Annotated in this window: 14 protein-coding genes; 7 read left to right on the forward strand and 7 right to left on the reverse strand. The window is 50.3% G+C overall.

Going from position 1 to position 18001, the window contains the following annotated elements; all coding sequences use genetic code 11:
* Positions 1–39 precede the first annotated feature (39 nt).
* The 4 genes from GCWU000325_RS05640 (at position 40) to GCWU000325_RS11975 (ending at position 3888) form a co-directional block, all read left to right on the forward strand.
* Positions 40–1029: a M28 family peptidase gene (locus GCWU000325_RS05640; protein ID WP_040598981.1), complete on the forward strand. Its 990-nt coding sequence runs from the start codon at positions 40–42 to the stop codon at positions 1027–1029.
* A gap of 59 nt (positions 1030–1088) precedes the next feature.
* On the forward strand, positions 1089–1514 hold the full coding sequence (locus GCWU000325_RS05645; RefSeq protein WP_006255274.1) for a SufE family protein: 426 nt from the start codon (positions 1089–1091) through the stop codon (positions 1512–1514).
* 52 nt (positions 1515–1566) lie between these two features.
* On the forward strand, positions 1567–2814 hold the full coding sequence (locus GCWU000325_RS05650) for an acyloxyacyl hydrolase (RefSeq protein ID WP_006255275.1): 1248 nt from the start codon (positions 1567–1569) through the stop codon (positions 2812–2814).
* Positions 2815–3702: 888 nt separating this feature from the next.
* Positions 3703–3888 carry a hypothetical protein gene (locus GCWU000325_RS11975; RefSeq protein ID WP_154646585.1) on the forward strand — a complete coding sequence of 62 codons (186 nt, stop codon included), beginning with the start codon at positions 3703–3705 and terminating at the stop codon, positions 3886–3888.
* Positions 3889–5194: 1306 nt separating this feature from the next.
* Here GCWU000325_RS11975 and GCWU000325_RS05655 read toward each other — a convergent pair.
* The 4 genes from GCWU000325_RS05655 to GCWU000325_RS05670 all read right to left on the reverse strand — a co-directional run bounded on the left by GCWU000325_RS05655 (position 5195) and on the right by GCWU000325_RS05670 (position 9054).
* Positions 5195–6085, reverse strand: a complete 891-nt coding sequence (locus GCWU000325_RS05655; RefSeq protein ID WP_006255280.1) for an FKBP-type peptidyl-prolyl cis-trans isomerase — start codon at positions 6083–6085, stop codon at positions 5195–5197.
* Between the two features lie 21 nt (positions 6086–6106).
* Positions 6107–7372 (reverse strand): FKBP-type peptidyl-prolyl cis-trans isomerase, encoded by a 1266-nt coding sequence (locus GCWU000325_RS10985; protein WP_006255281.1) that lies wholly within the window; start codon positions 7370–7372, stop codon positions 6107–6109.
* A gap of 177 nt (positions 7373–7549) precedes the next feature.
* Positions 7550–8458 carry an FKBP-type peptidyl-prolyl cis-trans isomerase gene (locus GCWU000325_RS05665; RefSeq protein ID WP_006255283.1) on the reverse strand — a complete coding sequence of 303 codons (909 nt, stop codon included), beginning with the start codon at positions 8456–8458 and terminating at the stop codon, positions 7550–7552.
* Between the two features lie 11 nt (positions 8459–8469).
* Positions 8470–9054 carry an FKBP-type peptidyl-prolyl cis-trans isomerase gene (locus tag GCWU000325_RS05670; RefSeq protein ID WP_006255284.1) on the reverse strand — a complete coding sequence of 195 codons (585 nt, stop codon included), beginning with the start codon at positions 9052–9054 and terminating at the stop codon, positions 8470–8472.
* Between the two features lie 87 nt (positions 9055–9141).
* Between GCWU000325_RS05670 and GCWU000325_RS05675 the strand changes: the two genes are divergently transcribed.
* The gene (locus GCWU000325_RS05675) at positions 9142–9858 is read left to right on the forward strand and encodes an SIR2 family NAD-dependent protein deacylase (RefSeq protein ID WP_006255285.1); all 717 of its coding nucleotides are present in this window, start codon (positions 9142–9144) and stop codon (positions 9856–9858) included.
* Between the two features lie 650 nt (positions 9859–10508).
* Positions 10509–12098, forward strand: coding sequence for a fimbrillin family protein (locus GCWU000325_RS05680; protein ID WP_006255287.1), 1590 nt, complete (start codon positions 10509–10511; stop codon positions 12096–12098).
* Positions 12099–12779: 681 nt separating this feature from the next.
* On the opposite strand, the gene GCWU000325_RS05685 is transcribed toward GCWU000325_RS05680, so the two are convergent.
* The 3 genes from GCWU000325_RS05685 to GCWU000325_RS05695 are packed head-to-tail and all read right to left on the reverse strand — an operon-like array spanning position 12780 to position 15350.
* Complete coding sequence (locus tag GCWU000325_RS05685; protein ID WP_006255288.1) at positions 12780–13268, reverse strand: regulatory protein RecX; 489 nt, start codon at positions 13266–13268, stop codon at positions 12780–12782.
* Positions 13265–14053 (reverse strand): glycosyltransferase family 2 protein, encoded by a 789-nt coding sequence (locus tag GCWU000325_RS05690; protein WP_006255289.1) that lies wholly within the window; start codon positions 14051–14053, stop codon positions 13265–13267. Before GCWU000325_RS05690 ends, GCWU000325_RS05685 begins: the two co-directional genes overlap by 4 nt.
* A gap of 49 nt (positions 14054–14102) precedes the next feature.
* Positions 14103–15350, reverse strand: coding sequence for a glycosyltransferase family 4 protein (locus tag GCWU000325_RS05695; RefSeq protein ID WP_040598987.1), 1248 nt, complete (start codon positions 15348–15350; stop codon positions 14103–14105).
* A gap of 337 nt (positions 15351–15687) precedes the next feature.
* On the opposite strand from GCWU000325_RS05695, the gene GCWU000325_RS05700 reads away from it, so the two are divergent.
* Positions 15688–17589, forward strand: coding sequence for an SLC13 family permease (locus GCWU000325_RS05700; RefSeq protein ID WP_006255292.1), 1902 nt, complete (start codon positions 15688–15690; stop codon positions 17587–17589).
* Positions 17590–18001: the final 412 nt, after the last annotated feature.

The raw sequence follows: 18001 nt of genomic DNA on the forward strand, positions 1-18001 counted from the left end.
GCCTGCTTTCGAGCCCGCAATCCAACAAAAACATTCCGAATGAAACATACAGCAACCCTCCTCGCCATCCTCTTCGCCGCACTTCTGCTCAGCGCCTGCAAGTCCGGCAAGAGTGCCGACCAGTCTACGCCCGCCGCCGACCTATCGACCGTGCGTTTCAACGCCGATTCAGCCTTCGCCTTCGTAAAAGCCCAGTGCGATTTCGGCGCCCGCGTCCCCAACAGTCCGGCCCACGACCGCTGCGCCGCCTATATCGTCGCACAGTTCAAGCGCTACGGCCTGCAAGTCCAAGAGCAGAAGACCACCCTCAAGGGCTGGGATGGCAAGCAATTGAAGTGCAACAACATCATCGCCTCCTACCGCCCCGAACTCAAGGACCGCATCGTCCTTTGTTCGCATTGGGACAGCCGCCCCTGGGCCGACGCCGACCCCGATAGCAGCAAACATCGCGAACCCGTGATGGCCGCCAACGACGGCGCAAGCGGAGTAGCCGTTTTATTGGAAATTGCCCGCCAAATCAAGGAAATCAACCCCTCGTATGGGATAGATTTTGTCTGCTTCGATACAGAAGATTACGGTGCACCCTACTGGGGCAAGCAGAGCCCCGACCAGAGCGACTGGTGCTTAGGTTCGCGCTATTGGGCCTCAAATCTGCCCAAGGGCTACAAGCCGCGCTGCGGCATACTCTTAGATATGGTCGGCGGAAGTGACGCTCGCTTCCCCTTCGAGTATTTTTCGATGAAATACGCGCAAGATGTCGTAGCCCGCGTGTGGGCTGCCGCAGCAGCAGTTGGCGCCGACAACCTTTTTGTGCAAGACGATGGCACAATGGTAGAAGACGATCACATCCCGATGAACCAAATCGCAGGCATTCCGACCATTGATATCATCACCAATACCGGCACAGGATTCAGCGAAACCTGGCATACGACGCGCGACACACCGGAAAACATTTCCGTCGATGTATTACGTGGCGTAGGGCAGACGCTTATTCAATTCCTACACGAAGAAAACAACCGCGCGAAGTAAATTTGCGACCCGCAAAAGCGCAAATCTCACGCAGCATCCCCCGAATAAAAATACACACAATGACGATCAACGAAATACAAGACGAAATCATCGAAGAGTTCTCTCTGTTAGACGACTGGATGGACCGCTATCAGCTCCTCATCGATATGGGTGAAGGCGAGCAAGCTCTGCCCGCGGCCGACAAAACCGAAAGCAACCTCATCGATGGTTGCCAGAGCCGCGTCTGGCTCGTATGCGACGAGCACGACGGCCGCTTACAGTTTCGCGCAGAGAGCGATGCACTCATCGTAAAAGGCATTGTCAGCCTGCTTATTCGCGTTATGACGGACCATACACCCGACGAAATACTCGCCGCCGACCTCTATTTTATCGACCGCATCGGTTTGCGCGAGCATCTCTCCCCGACCCGTTCCAATGGTCTCTTGGCTATGGTCAAACAAATGCGAATGTACGCTTTAGCCTATAAGACGAAAGCAGCCCAATAAGTTCAAAACCCATCATCTACGAGGCATCTATGGTTGCACAGCGCTGCCGTTGATGCCTCAATCTTTCGATATGCGCCGATTTGCGTCCATTCTCCTTTTGCTCAGCCTGCTGCTTCCTTTGGCCCGCCCTGCTTTGGCCCAAGGTTGGGAGGCGGGCTACGCCAACGGACGTATGATCGGCATTGACCCCTACATAAAAGTGACGCGTGGCGGCCCGATCCACAGCTTCGAAGGCGCATATATTTTTACGCCGCGTGCTACGGCCGATGGCTACGATGCGGCTTACGGAGACCCACGCTTCCGCTTCGGCCTGCAAGTCGTCGATCTCTCGCGCATCCGTTTGAAAGACCCCGATTTCCGGCCCTTGGCCGCCCCATCGCGTTTGGGTACGTCTGTCCTGCTCTTTGCCGCTTTCGAGCGCCCACTCCTCCGCACGCCGCAAGGGTGGAGTTTGGATTACACACTGGCCCAAGGTGTAAGTCTGAACACGCACAAATGGCATCGCACGCGCAATCCGGAAAACGAAATGTTAGGTTCGCGCTTCGCGATCTACTTCGGTGCAGGCCTTCACGTCGCTTATCGGCGCGGCGGGTGGGAATTTCGCGCCGGTCCCGACTTCCTTCATCTTTCCAACAGCGCACTCCATCGACCTAATAAAGGAGCTAACGCTTGGCTGTTTCAAACCTTCGTGCGCCACTACTTCGATGCCGCTTCGCCCGACAGTCTTACGCGCCTACAAATCCCCTTTACCGACCGCGGCTTCTTGGTCGATGTCGATTATCGTTTAGGTTTGAAAACGTCCGTCGGCGAATGGCTCTACGACCACAATGCGGAACGCTACGGCAACCCAATCCGCTATGGTTCTTACGGACTCTACGCCTCTCACGGCTTAGGTCTGGGCCTCCTCTATCGGTATAGTTTGAAATATGCTTCGGGTCTCGGTCTCGACCTCACCCATGAGCCTTACGCCGGTCGTATTGAAGTGCAAAACCCCGCACGCCCTCACGACATCGGCAAGACGACGATCGGCCTGAGTCTGCGCCACGAAGCCCGCTATCGGCGCTTAGCTGCCACCTTCGCCCTCGGCATCTATCTGCTCCGCCCGCTCAAGCGCTACGCCTTGACTGATGAAGAGTACGGCTATTACGAACGCATCGGCCTCCGCTACGATTTTCCCTGCGGCCTACATACGGGCTTCAACATCCACGCCCACCGCACGAAAGCCTACGCCGGCGAGTGGTACGTTGGCTTTCGCTTCGCACCACGCAAGCGAAAACCGATCGTTCCCTACCACCCATAGTTGCCAATTCCGCATTTTACATCCCCCAAGTGCCCGGCCACCGACCCCGCCGACGCACACGCTTAAACACACAATGTAAAATGCCCCCAACAAGTGTACGCCGCTCATCGAGAAAGGCTCATTTCCCTTTCCTCCCTACCTAAATTCCTTATTACACGTCCACACATAGCCCACGCAAAATCTAATCGTACACAAAAAAACACCCAAACGCCAACCCAGCCATCCCATTTCCGCAACTACACATCCGCAAATAATCCCACAAAATTCCAACCCTGCACACGCTTATTCCCAAACGCTGACCCTGCCAACCCATTTCCGCAACCACTCGCCCGCAAATAACCCCACATAATTCCAACCTTGCAAACGCTTACTCCCAAACGTTAATCCTGCCAACCAATTTTCGTAACCACTCGCCCGCAAATAACCCCACATAATTCCTTGCCTGCTAACGTTTACTCCTAAACGCTAACCCAGCCAACCAATTTTCGCAACCACACATCCGCAAATAACCCCATCGGGGTTAGTCTTTTGGCAGGGCAGGGTTAAGGTGCGAAGCGGCTTAACCCTGCCTAACGCGCCCCAACGTTGACAACCCCTTAGGGTTGGTCTTTCAAAAACATCCACCCGTCCAAACGCAACGGACACCCTCCAAATAACAATCGACAAGATCAACGACTTGCGTCGTTAGTGGCTGGGTTGCCGCTCCGCTGCTCAACCCTGCCACGATAAAAGACCAACCCTAAGGGGTTGCACACGATGTGTGCCTGCTTATCCAGGGTTAAGCCACGCTGTGCCTTAACCCTGGCCTGCCAAAAGACCAACCCTAAGGGGTTGTCGTTGGAATTTGTGGCATCGGGGTCGAATTATGCTCGCCCCATTGTTGTATATATGCACATTAGATTTGACCTACTAATCATTTCAAACAATGCCGACATTCTTCTATCTACAAAGCCTCCCATCAAACCTCACGATTACAATACCATAGCTTCGGTTGTTAATACGCAACTCCGCCCGTCCACGCCCACCGCCGCAAATAACCCCATCGGGGTTAGTCTTTTGGCAGGGCAGGGTTAAAGCGTGCAACGCTTTAACCCTGCCTAACGCGCCCCAACATTGACAACCCCTTAGGGTTGGTCTTTCAAAAACATCCACTCGTCCAAACGCAACGGACACCCTCCAAATAACAATCGACAAGATCAACGACTTGCGTCGTTAGTGACTAAGTTGCCGCTCCGCTGCTCAACCCTGCCACGATAAAAGACCAACCCTATGGGGTTGAACACGATGTATGCTTGCTTATCCAGGGTTAAGCCACGCCGTGCCTTAACCCTGGCCTGCCAAAAGACCAACCCTAAGGGGTTGTGGTCGCTATTTATTGCATCGGGGTCGAATTATGCACGTCCCATTATTGTATATATGCAATTGTCGATTGGTTTCTTTATGGATTAGCTTAAATGCGATACGCTTCACAACACAAATTCCTCAATAGAACTTGCACCGCTTCTGCCTAAGTCAAACTACCAATGCTTCCCCGCTTAATCTAATCCCAATACACTCAACCCATATTTCGCACAATCCCTCCACCAACGCCTTCTGCCGCAAATAACCCCATCAATCCTCACATCTTGCACCAAATGAACCCCGAACGCCGACACGAATTTCCCAATCTCCACAACCAACGCCGCAAATAGGCCCAACAAATTCGCCCCACACGCCACGCAATTCCGCCCACTAACGCTTCCCGCCGCAAATAACCCCATCAATCCTCACATCTTGCACCAAATGAACCCCGAACGCCGACACGAATTTCCCGATCTCCACAACCAACGCCGCAAATAGGCCCAACAAATTCGCCCCACACGCCACGCAATTCCGCCCACTAACGCTTCCCGCCGCAAATAACCCCATCGGGGTTAGTCTTTTGGCAGGGCAGGGTTAAAGCGTGCAGCGCTTTAACCCTGTCTAACGCGCCCCAACATTGACAACCCCTCAGGGTTGGTCTTTCAAAAACATCCGCTCATCCAAACGCAACGGATAACGGCAAACTATAAACGCTGAAAACCCATATTTCCCTCACATAATCATCAACTTACAAACACCCCCACCCCACGCCCGACCTTTTTTATCACGATAACACACCTTTACGCTCACGATAAAAACAGCTTACGCTCGTGATGAAAAAGGTTTACCCTCACGAGCGCAAACAAAATCCTTGGCCGCAGACGCTAAAAAAAATAGGCTTTGCTGCGTTTTTTTGTCAAACCCCATCCTCGCTTTTCCAAACAAAAAATCGGGGCGGCAGGTGTTCCTGTCGCCCCGATTTATATAAGCAGGCCGCAAAATGGGTCGCGCGGCCTCAATAAATGTTTGTAGTTAACGGCTATTCAGTTGCGCCGACTTTAACAATCTCAACTTTGAAAATCAAAGTGGAATATGGCGGAATGCTTCCCGTACCTTTCTTACCGTAAGCCAAATCGTAGGGAAGGTAAAGCTCCCACGTGCTGCCCTCAGGCATAAGCTTGAGCGCTTCCGTCCAGCCTTTGATCACTTGATTCGGCTTAAACTTGGCGGTCTGTCCGCGCTTGTAGGAGGAATCAAAGATGGTGCCGTCCGTCAGACGACCTTCGTAGTTTACCTCAACGAGCGTTGAATCGGTAGCCAAAGCGCCCTTACCGGCTTTCAAGATGCGATATTGCAAACCTGAAGGCAGGGCGATGACGCCTTTCTTGCGCTTGTTCGCCGTTAGGAAAGCTTGATTTTCGAGTTTGTACTTGTTCTTGTAAAAGTTAAACTGACGCTCGACGATAGCTTGTGCGCTATCTTCGCGCAAAGCGTGTGGGCGCTCAAGAACCACATCTGCAAGGCCGCGCACAAAGGCTTCCTTGCTCATATATGTGGTGTCAGCCTTACCCGTTGCAGCCTTGTTGACCTCTGAAATGACGCGTTCGTCATTCATTTGCGCTATTTTCAAGCCGGCAGCTTGAGCTAAGATAATTTGCGCCCGTTGTTTGGGAATATCGCTTTGCATCATTCTGATTGCTTCACCGAGATAAGCTGAATCTACGCCTTCGCGAGTGAGCAAATATTGGCGCAGAGAAGCGCCTTGCGCTACGCCCATCGCATAACTAAAGTCTTCGGGACTGACGGGCTTGATCTGCTCGACCACCTCGGCAACCGGCGTGGCCTTCTTCGGCGCTTTCTTGCGCTTCTGTGCCGTCGCGCTGCAAACGCAAGCTGCCAGCGCGATGACAAAAAGAAATCTGAGTTTCATAAGAACAATCGTCGTGATTTATTATTTCACTGAGATGAGTTTCATCTTGAAGATCAGCGTGGAGAAAGGCGGAATGTTCTGGCCGGCACCACGTGCGCCGTAACCCACTTTCCAAGGAATGTAAACCTCCCACTCGCTTCCGGCCGGCATATGCGTAAGCACGACTTGCCAACCTTTAACGACGGCGTTGACAGGGAAGGTCACGGGCTTCTCTGACTTGTCGAAGATGGTGTCGTTAATGAGGCGGCCTTCATATTGTACCTCCACGGTCTGGTTTTCTTTGGCGATTGGGCCGCTGCCTTTCGTAATTTCTTTGTAAAGAACGCCTTCCGGCAATTTTTGGATACCGGCTTCTTTGGCTTTATTAGCCATATAGGTTTCGTTTTTTTGCTTGTCAGCGCCGTATTGCTTAGCCATCTCAACCTCAGCTGCGGCATTGATGCGCTCTTGGATGTACTCGTTGGCCGTTTCGCGCGTCAAAGGTTTGCCCTTATATTGCATTGAACTCTTGTGATTGAGCGCATCGTAAACGCCGGCCAGATAGTTGGCGGTACTAATCTTCTTCGTGCTGTCGGAAGCATAGATCTGCTGCTCCACGCCGGGGAAGAGGTTGTTGGCAATCTGCAAGCCCATCATCAAGCCGAGCGACTCAGAAAGTTTTTTGCTGTTACCGCGCGACTTCAAACCGTCCTTCATACCTTCGAAAAACTTGTCCAAGTTCTTCGCTGCTACGCCGGAGCTTTGCATCATCTGCTTCGCGCCGGATACAGCCGTGAAGCCCATATCGTAAGCCAGCTTCTCAAACTCGTCATCCTTCATCTTAATGCTGTCTTTTGACTGCATTAGCTTCGTCATTTTCTCATTGAGTGTTTTGAAAGCCTTTTCTATTTCGGCGTCCGCCTTCTTTTGTCCGTCCTTAAAGCCTTCAATAAACTTGTCAACATTGACTTTCTTGTCTGTTTTCTCACCAAAGAGTTGCTGTTCTATGGTCGGGAAAGTTTGTTGCGTCATCATCATACCCGCCTGCAAGCCAAAGAAATTTGCTTGCTTAGTCGTATCTTTGGCCATTTTAAGACCTTCTTCCATACCATCAAGAAGCTTTTTGTTGTCAATCTTGATGGTGCTGTCAGGAAATGCCATCGCAAGCTGCGCGGAATCGGGCGCAGTGGCCATTCCGAGGGCATAGCTTAGCGAATCCACGTCTGTCTTTAGCGACGCTGTGTGTTTGGAGCAACTCACGCCCATCAAGGCTGTGAGCAACAACATGGAAAGAACTTTGAATTTCATATTGTGTGTTGAAATTATCGGCCTCGCCCGGCGCGGTTTTAATCGCGTTGTTTGCTGCGCCGTGCTCAAGGCGTGCCGGATAGATTAAAGATATTTGTTCGTGCGATGTATTTGTAAAATATTGGAGTCAGCGTTCTGCCGATCAGGACTTTGCCGGACCACAGGAAGTCGGGCGCATTAGCTACCCGCACCGCCTGCCGCGCGATCAATTCCGTCGAGCTGAATCTTAAATATGACGTTGGCAAAAGGCGGAATTGGTCCTGTGCCCTGCCCGCCGTAAGCTTTATCGTAAGGGACGTAAACTTCCCAAACGCTGCCCACAGGCATATGCGTCAAAGCTATTTTCCAGCCTTCTATGGCCGTGCCGACGCTCATTTTAACCGGCTTGCCCGGCTGCCGCTCTATGGAGGAGTCGAAAACCTTGCCGTCAACGAGCCGCCCTTCGTATTCTACTTCGACAATGGACGTATCTGAAGGAATTGCGCCCCCACCGGCCTTGATCACGCGATAGAAAACGCCGCCCGGGAGTCGTTTTATGTCTTTCCGGCTCGCCAATTGCTTCAAGTAAGCATCGGCCGCTTTCTTCTGCGGACCGTATTGCGTCTCCAAAGCCTTTGAAGCCATCAGTTTTACGCGCTTATCGGCGTCCTGTCCGGCCAATGTTGGCGTAAGCTCCTGCCCATTTACTTTAAAGGCCGACTTCTTATGCAATCCGGCGGAGAAGCCTGCGAGGAAGTTTTTCAAACTGAGCATACGCGTCGTGTCGCTGCCGAAAACCTGACGCTCGATCGTCGGAAACATCTGCGTCTTTATCTGCAATCCGGCTTGCACGCCGGCATAGTAAGCCATTTGTTTCTTATCGTCGCCGGCCAGCGAGCCGTCTTTCAGGCCGCGGATAAAGTCGTCGACATATTGAGAATCAATGCCCATCTGCCGGAAATAAGCCTCAATGCCTTGTGTATTGGCCATACCGATCTCATAACTGAGCGTATCCACATCGGTTTTCATCTCAGCCCTCGGCGCACTTTTATGGCAAGATGCGAGAAAGATGCCGCCAAGCAACGGTAATAAGAATAAGCGCTTCATTGTAGCGAACTTTATTTAACCTTGATCAATTCGATATCGAAGACCAGCGCGGCATAAGGCGGAATCTGCTGCCCTGCACCGTGCGTGCCGTAAGCCAGGTTATAAGGAATGAAGAGTCGATACTTAGCTCCTTCAGCCATAAGCTGCACGCCTTCCGTCCAACCCTTGATCACTTGATTCAAACCGAAAGTAGCCGTCTGCCCGCGTTTATAAGAAGAATCGAACACCGTACCGTCGATCAAGCGGCCCTCGTAATGACACTCCACCGTATCCGTTGCCGTCGGCTTACGTCCGATAGCGCTGCGCAAAACCTCGTATTGCAGGCCGCTGGGGAGCACGGTGACGCCCTCGCGCTTCGCATTGTCAGCCAAGTAGCGCTCTCCGGCTTCGCGCATAAACTTACCGCGCTCAGCCTCCTGCTGTTCCATAAACTGCTGCACGAGCATTTGCGCTTCCGTTTCGCCGATTTCCGGCTGTTCTCCTTTCAAAATATCGTCGATGGCTTTGCTGAAATCGGCCGTTGCGAGGCTGTTCACGCCCAAGCCCTTAAGATTATTGGCGATGACTACGCCCAATGCATAACTGAGTTTGTCCATTTTCTCTATTGCTATCTTACATTTTATCGGGCAAATGTACAACTTTTTTCGCTACCTTTGCGCAGTAGCCTATAAAATTAAGCAAGTATGAGACAGAAATTGGTTATTCTCTCAGGAGCCGGTATGAGCGCCGAAAGTGGCTTCAGTACTTTTCGCGACTCCGACGGTCTTTGGGAGCGATATCCCGTGGAGCAGGTCGCTACCCCCGAGGGCTGGCGGGCAGATCCCACTTTGGTGACAAACTTTTACAACCACCTGCGCCGCCTGCTGGTTAATGCACGCCCCAATGAGGGCCACCGCGGGCTGGTTGCCCTGGAAAATCAATTTGATGTGACCATCGTGACACAAAATGTGGACGATCTGCACGAACGAGCGGGTAGTTCGCACGTTATTCACCTCCACGGCGAACTCATGAAAGCATGCAGTTCGCGCGATCCTGACAATCCACGCTTATGGCAGACGCTCACTCCCGAACGCGTGGAGATACATCCCGGAGAGTTGGCTGCCGACGGCTCTTTGCTCCGCCCGTGGATCGTATGGTTTGGCGAAGCCGTGCCCAACCTTGAACAAGCGGCCAAAGAAGTGGCCAAAGCCGACATATTTGTCATCATCGGCTCATCCTTAAATGTTTATCCCGCAGCCGGATTAGTGCGCCATGTGCCCGACGGAGCCAAAATTTTCTTGATCGACCCTGCCGAAGTGCACGTCCCCTCCAACCGCGCAATCACCGTCTTGCGTCTACCGGCCTCCGAGGGGTTGAAAGAATTGCGCCGGCGCCTGCTTCCCGACTCTGAAAGCTTGTAAATCAGAGTTATGGTTAATAAAATAGATCCTTTCTTTCTCAAAAGAACAACTGGAAGATAAGATAAAAGCAGGACCTAAGGACACCTCAGGACCGTTTGGCCTCACCAAACAATAGTTTGGCCGCACCAAACGTTAGTTTGACCCCAGCAAACGATAGTTTGTCCCGACCAAATGATAATCAACTTAATTCGACGTAACGATGTTAGCGCCTGAATATATCGGAACAAGTCGTATAATTTCCACACAATGTGCCTAATCGGTTGATTCATACTTTTATGTGATTCCCATTTTTTGTTATGCTCCTTTGGCTTCACAATCTTCGGAACAATACAAAAACTTCAGGTCCCGACAACTCATTACTCCAAAACGGGGAATCGTAGTTGTCGGGGCGAAATGCAACTGTTGCATATTAAAAATATTGTCCTATCTTTGTCATTAATAAATCGACAAGTAAGGCTATAGCGAAGGCTGAAATCATTTTTGGAAAGCAGAGTACTCTCCGTGGTTTTTAGCGCTTTTTCTATAGTATTTTACGCGCGCGATTGCTTATTTTGATAGAGAGTAAATTGGAGAGTCTGTCACCCCGAAGAGAGAAAAAATAGCAGTCAGAAATTATTATAAGTATAAAACAATTAAAAAGAAACGTAAAAATGAGACGTTTAAAACTATTCCCCGTCGCCTTGTTGTTCTTAGCCGCCGGTTGCTCCAGCGACGAAACGACTAATGGCGGAAAAGATGCTACCAACCCGCAGGAAAAAGGCGACTTGACAGCATTTATTTATGATCCTATAGATACTCGTACTACCGGAAATTATAATGGCTCAGCCATCAGATTCTACTGGAAAAAAGGAGACAAATTATGGGTGCATAATGTCAACGCAAACCCTGATTTGATACAAAGTACGAAAGATGATATCAACGGCCAGTTTTCCGGCGGCAGCGGCAATAAGAAGCCCAATGCAAATTTCTACTTCCCAGGAATTTACAACAAATCCGAATATCCCGTGCGTTACACAGGACAGGACAACCCTGTGGGAGATAAAATCACCATAAAGGCTACCCAGTCGCAGAAAGCCCCCAGCATTGGCGAACATCTTGGAACTGATGGCGACTGCGGAACAGCAATAGCTAAAAGAGGCCTAGATGGAAAATATACTTTCAGACTTGAGCATAAGGCTGCTTATCTTACCTTTATGCCTTATTATCACCATGAGTTTGCTGAAGACGTCAAAGTGACGCAAATCAAGGTGTCGGCTAATGAAGCTCTTTGCGGAACGTTTGATTTCAACGATCAAGGTATTGTCCTTTCAAGTCGTCCGACTGCTAATACGAGCAATAAGAGTATCACACTTACACTCAATGGAGGCGGAGATAATGGCTTTACAATTCCGAAATCACCCACAGCTTCGAAGAATGCTGCTATTATGGTGCTGGCTCCTGGAGATTATACAGGTTTTACTGTAGAATATACATTGTATGATCAGGCTACGAAAGTGCGCGGCACGGTTAAAAAAGAATATGCTGCATTGAGCTTGAAAGAAGGAAAGAACAAAAAGGTACAAACTGACCTCGCTATACAGCATTATGGCGACGACATCTATTATATGTGGGACGCTCCGGTCGGAAATCATTACTGGAAGGGACATGAAAATGAGAAACCAATTCTCAACGATAATCTTGGAACGAATTTCCCAACTGCTCAGGGTGATCCTCGTTGGTTTAATAACATTGAATTCCCCGCACACGCCACTCGCTCCGCAAAGGATTGTCCTAATGCAAACGAACTTCGATGGATAGCAGAAAAGGGAGACCCCCACTGGGATCCATCACTTTGGTCTGTTATGAAACACTTGTATGCCGGTGGTATGTGGCTGAAGAAATTGAACGTGATAGCAGCAGAAAACGGAGGAAGCAACAAGCTCAAGTCTCATGCTCCCGATGGAACAGACTTCGTAAACAATCTGCAAACCGATTTTGTCAAGTTTGTTTATAGCAATACACAAATAAAAAGCGGTAAACCAGCCGTTGAAAGTAAGTATATCTTCCTGCCTACTTTAGGCTATTTCAGAGAAGGGAAGTTGGCCTTTGTAGGAATAAGAGGTTACTTCTGGGCTTCTACGCCGAGAAAGACTGGGAATATTCCTATGCAGCAGGCTTATAATATGTATGTGTGCAAAGATGAGGTTCACACCGGTTATAGTGACCGCATCAATGCACATGTGCAATGGTCAACCTTTTAAGCTCACTCGTAAATGACTATTTTTTTATAAAAGGTAAAGTTGCTATAGGTGCCCTACGGGCTACACAATATATAACATAAGGTACACTACACTTATTCGACCGCTGCTTTTCACGAAGCAGCGGTCGTTTGCATTATCGTCAAATGGCGTCTCAACGCGTAGAAACGATCGTTTCTACGCGTTGAGACACTAAATATCTGCCTGTCCATACTTTGAAAGCTAAGCTCAAACTAAGCTTATCAGCCTATTCTCATGTATTAAGATAAGCTGTGTCTATCTTTACCTTAAGTCCGTTTCAACAAAGCCGCAAAAGGGAAATCTCATCCGTATAGTTATCTTTTGACTATCAATCAAATTACAACAAGACAATCCTCATAAAATGACTTTATTGTAAGACTTATTTTCGTAAAACAATTCCTTTTCAACCTAAAACAAAAGTAGAAAGGTAGAAGTGTGCACTTTTGTCAATCGAAAGTAAAACCTTACTTCAATCGAATTTAGGTAAATAGTTCAACTTGATAAAAAGGCATAAAAAAAGGGATACCTCTGTATCCCAACCTTGTTAACCTTAAATCTAATACTATGAAAAACACGATGCAAAGATACAAGCTTTGGATTCAGAATGCAAGTAATCAGACCTATTTTCTTTCAATATTAAGATTTTTTGCAGGATATAGAAACTTATATGCAATATCCGCTTTGCAATATTTCCGTTTCCAAGACCTTAAAAATCAAATCCTGCTCAAAACCGCGGCCGGCTGCGTAGCGGATGAGCTTTTGCTGCAATTCATACGCTGAATCCGCTTTGACGCTTTTCATCTTTGCTTGCAAAAGACTTTTCAGTGTGTCGTAATAGGCCTCTTCGTCAATCTCCGCGAGCGCCGCTTCGATCTGCTCACTCCCGACGCCTTTCAGCGCCAATGCCTGTCGCGTCTTGAAGCGCCCCCAGCGGTCGTAGAGCGTTTTGTCGTGAACAAAAGCTCGCGCATAACGCGCTTCGTCGATGTAGCCTTCCGCTTCGAGCCGATTGAGTAAGGTTTCTGCTTCAGCGTGTGTCAGTCCGCCTTCGATAAACTTGCGCGCCCATTCGGAGCGACAGTATTCTCGCTGCGCACAACGGGATGCTGCACGTTTGTAAAGCTTTTCGGGTGAAAAGCTATCTTTTGTCATTTCTTCAAAAACGCTCGACAAACAAACCATAAATGCTGCTTCAGCGCTGTAGCCCAACCGAAATGGGCTGTCATTATGCGTAAGCGTTCCATCAAACTGCGGCGATGATTGCGCGTAGTAGTCCCTTCACTCAAATAATTGGCCACGACGAGGTGCGCATTCAAGAGTTTCAAGCTGCGGCGTTCGGCTTCCTGCATAATACGCAAAGTCCAATCGTAATCAGCCGAGAATCGGTAGTTCGTATCATACAAACATTCGCGTGCCAAATCAGTGCGCGCAAAAAAAGCTTGGTGACAAACGAGCATTCCCTCCTTAAAGTCGCGCCACGATAAACGCTCCGGCGGTGTCAGACGCCGACGCCGCAAAAAATTGCCAAAGCCATCGACCAAGTGAGTATCACCATAGACCACGGCCGGCTGAGCCTCCTCTTGCGAAATGGCGCGAACGATGCGTGAAAGCGTATCAGTCGCGTAAAAACAATCGCCGGCATTAAGAAAAATCACATAGCGACCGGTCGTTAAGCCCAAGGCTTTGTTCATAGCATCGTAGATGCCTTTGTCAGGTTCGCTCAGGCAATTTATTTCGTGCTTGATTGACGCCGTACTGTTGCGCTCCATATAATGATGTATGCGATTCAGCGTGTCGTCGGTCGAATTTCCGTCGATGATCAAGTGCTCTACGTAAGGATAATCTTGCTCCTCGACGCTGTTAATTGTGCGCCCGATGAGAGCGCCTGCATTGTAGGCCACGGTGGCCACAGTTATTTTCAAAGGTTGACGTGCCATAGTCGGACAGTATGCAGCTCAACGACAGCAGCATACATATATAGCTGGTTTAAGATGTTTCGTAAATAGCGCGGTAACGCGCTGCCACGCGCGTTGCTCCATAGTTGGTTTCCGCCTTGCGGCGCGCATTGAGCGAAAGTTGGGGATAACTGCTCGTCGTTAAGACCTCAAAGAGTCGGCGCGCCAAGGCTTCGGCGTCAGCCAAGGGCACTAAATAGCCGTTGAGGTCATCGTCTACCATCTGCGGCAAACCTCCGACGCGGAAGCCCACGCAAGGCAGGCCGCAAGCCATCCCTTCAGCAATCGTGTTGGGCAAATTATCCATCAAAGTGGGCATTGCCAGCACGTCGGCCGCTCTGTATAAGAGTCGCATCTGTTCTGCTTGCGAAACATAGGCCTGCGGATAAACCGAACAAGGAAAGCGCTCCGCCGCTATCGCGGCTTCGCGGCCCGCCAAGACGACGCCCCAGTCGGCTTTTCTCTCAGGCTGCGCCGCCATCAAACGGTTTGCAGCTTCAATCAAGTATTGAATGCCTTTCTTTTCATCCGTCACGCGATAAGCCACAAAGAGAATCAGCCGCTTATCCGGCGGAAGGCCGAGCGCAGCCCGCGCCTCCGCCTTGCTTCCGGGTGAGAAAAATTGCGTATCTATGGCGTTGGGAATGCTAAACACTTCCGAAGCGTGCAACAGGGGCGCTTGGCGAGCCAGATCAGCAAGCCAATTGCTGCAAGCCACAATCTTCAAGCGCGCCGCACCGTAAGTAAGCATTTTTTTCTCAAACGTTTGCCGCGATAAGTCCTGCGCCGCAGGTCGCAAAAGCTTAGGACAGTTCCCGCAAGAAGCCAGCCAGCCGCGGCAATCTTCGGCGTGGTGGCAAATACCTGTGAGCGGCCACATATCATGTAGCGTCCAGACCACTTTCTTCCCCGCCTGCAGCAGTTGAGCAATGGATCGAAGGCTCATCATTCCTTGATTCACCCAATTGAGGTGTACGACATCAGCCTCTTGCACCAACGTTTGACGCAAAATGTTCGTACCAAAAGCGGCCGTATCCACGACAAAAAGATTCCGCCGCCTGAAGCCGTTGGCCGCCCATACGCCGGCGCGCTCCGCAAGGAAGTTAAAACGCTGCTGAAATCTGCCCGGCAGCGCCACGACGTGCGGATCGGTCGACGTTTTGTCGCGCACGAGCATCGTCGCGTCCAGTCCGTCGTTGCGCAAAGCCTGCATCAGGCGCTTCGTAGCAATAGCTGCGCCGCCCATGTTTTCAGCTGTGTTTACAAGAATTATTTTCAAAATAAAAAGCCCCAGAGACTCGCGTCCCTATATATAATAATGTGTGGACAAAGGTAGTGAGAAAAAGCCGCGCCGCCAAGCGTCTGTCAATTCGGAGCGCGAGTAAGGGCACAAATGTCTCACTTTCTCCGCCGTTCAAGTTGAAGAAAAATATCGCACAACTCAAAAAGTCGCAACACAAAACAGCCAAAAACGCGCAAAAACGCAACAAAAACTAACAAAAACGCGAGAAAAAGGCGAAATCACTTTTCTTTCTTCCCCTCTTATGCATTCTTTTCGTATATTAGCCGCCAATAAATCTCCTTAAATTGGTATAACGTAAAAAAACACCCCGACTATGGACGCCATTGTCTCCCTTTGGATGCTGCTATGGAGCGATACGCAGACGCTCCACCAAGCCTTGACCATCCTCATCTTTTTAGTTACGATCATTTTCTTCTTAATTGGTAAAATCAGGTCCGACATTGTCGCCCTCGGCTGTATGGCTGCGCTCATGCTGTGTGGGATTGTGACACCCAAGGCCGCACTCAGCGGCTTCGCCAACACGGCCGTCATCATTATGGTCTTTCTTTTCGTCGTCGGAGGTGCTATTTTCCAGACCGGATTGGCAAAATATATTGCCGGACGCTTCCTGCGCTTGGCCGGAACCAACGAGAAAAACCTCTTTTTTGTCGTGATGTCCGTCACCGCAGTCGTAGCGGCCTTCGTCAGCAATACGGGTACCGTCGCCATGCTCCTACCTATCGTCCTCGCCATGGCCAAAACGGCAGGCGTAAATCCCTCCCGCTTGATGATGCCTTTGGCTTTCGCTTCGAGTATGGGCGGCGTTTTAACACTGATAGGCACACCGCCCAACTTGATTGTCGATGGTTACCTCCGCGACAATGGGCGCCCGGGTTTCGGCTTCTTCGAATTTACGCCGATTGGCCTTGTCCTGCTCCTCGTAGGCCTGATTTGCCTCTACCCGCTCTGCAGATTATTGCTTTCGTCAAAGGGTAAAAGCGAAGATGATGCGAACGACGACAAGTCGCTCAACGAATTGCTCCACGAATATTCGATCGACAACAAAATATATCGCTTACAGATTAAAGGAGAGAGCCATCTGGTGGGCCATTCCGTTGGCGAACTCGAGATTCACCAGCGTTACGACGTTCGTTTGCTTGAAATAAGGCGCGCCAGAAGGTCGGCTTTTTTCAACGCGCACTTGCAAGAGGGCGTCTTGCCCGATACGATCTTCCGCCTCGGCGATACGCTTTACGCCGTGGGCAAGCCTGAGAGCATCGAGGCCTTTGCAAAGCATTGCGCACTCACCATTTGCCACGACAAAGCTACAGAAGAGAACAGCCAATTAGACTTCTACGAACTGGGAATGGCTGAAATGCTGCTCCTGCCTGAGTCGCATTTCATCGGCCAAACGCTGAGAGGAATGAACTTTCGAAAGAATTTCGGCGTCAATGTCGTAGCCATTAAACGCGGAGACGAATATGAATACGACGAAATCCAAGATGTGACATTAAAAACGGGCGATATGCTCCTCGTTCATGGTGATTGGCACGGCATAGAAGGGCTTTCTCGAAAGCGTCGCGAATGGGTTACGATCGGCCGCCCTCAAGATATAGCCGAAAATGAGCCGCTCACCCACAAAGCCCCCTTGGCCAGCATCATTATGATCTTGATGATTATTGCGATGGTCTTTGCAGATCAGATCGGCGTAGCGCCCGTCACGTCCGTCATTACCGCCGGCGTCCTCATTGTCTTGACGCGCTGCATCCGATCAGCCGATGCCGCCTATCGAGCCATAGGTTGGGAGAGCATCGTGCTCATTGCGGCGATGATGAGTATGTCTGTAGCACTGAGCGAGACGGGACTTTCAAAGATCATAGCCGATTCTATCGTCAGCGGCCTCCAATCTTTCGGTCCTTACGGCGTATTGGCGGGCATCTATCTCGTCACTTCGCTGCTCTCAACTTTTTTAAGCAATTCGGCTACGGCTATCCTGGTAGCCCCGATCGCTTGGGAAGCAGCCGCAAAACTGGGCGTAGACCCCCACGCCTTTATGATGACGGCTGCCGTGGCCGCAAGTGCGGTCTTTGCCACACCGATCTGCACGCCGCCCAACGCCATGGTGATGACGGCCGGCCGATATACCTTCGCCGACTATATGCGTGTAGGCGTCCCGCTCCAAGTGATTATGATGATCGTCTCCCTCTTGGTCATCCCCTTCTTCTTCCCGCTGTAAACGTACCGGTTCGGCGGCGAAGGACAACGCAATAAAGTCTGCCGACGCGCTGAAATCACATTGCGACCGACGCACGCGAGTTTTCCGTGCGTCGGCTTTTTTCGTGCCAACGAGCCACTTCTTTTAGCGGCGCACGCTCATTTTCAGGCCAACGATTCACACCCCTCGCACAGGCATTGATCGCGCGATCCGGCCGACTTATTCAAAAACGATTCCGGCTAATTTTTAATAACTGATTCACTGATTACCAATCCTAAAACATCATACAAAATTAGACCTCGGACCAACTTCTTGGGTTTTTCATCACGAGCGCAAACCTTTTTTATCGTGAGCGTAAGCACTTTTTATCACGAGCACAAACCTTTGTCATCGTGATAAAAAACATAAGCCGCCCACGCTTCGCCCGTTGTAT

This window comes from Alloprevotella tannerae ATCC 51259 (assembly GCF_000159995.1).
Taxonomy (GTDB): domain Bacteria; phylum Bacteroidota; class Bacteroidia; order Bacteroidales; family Bacteroidaceae; genus Alloprevotella; species Alloprevotella tannerae.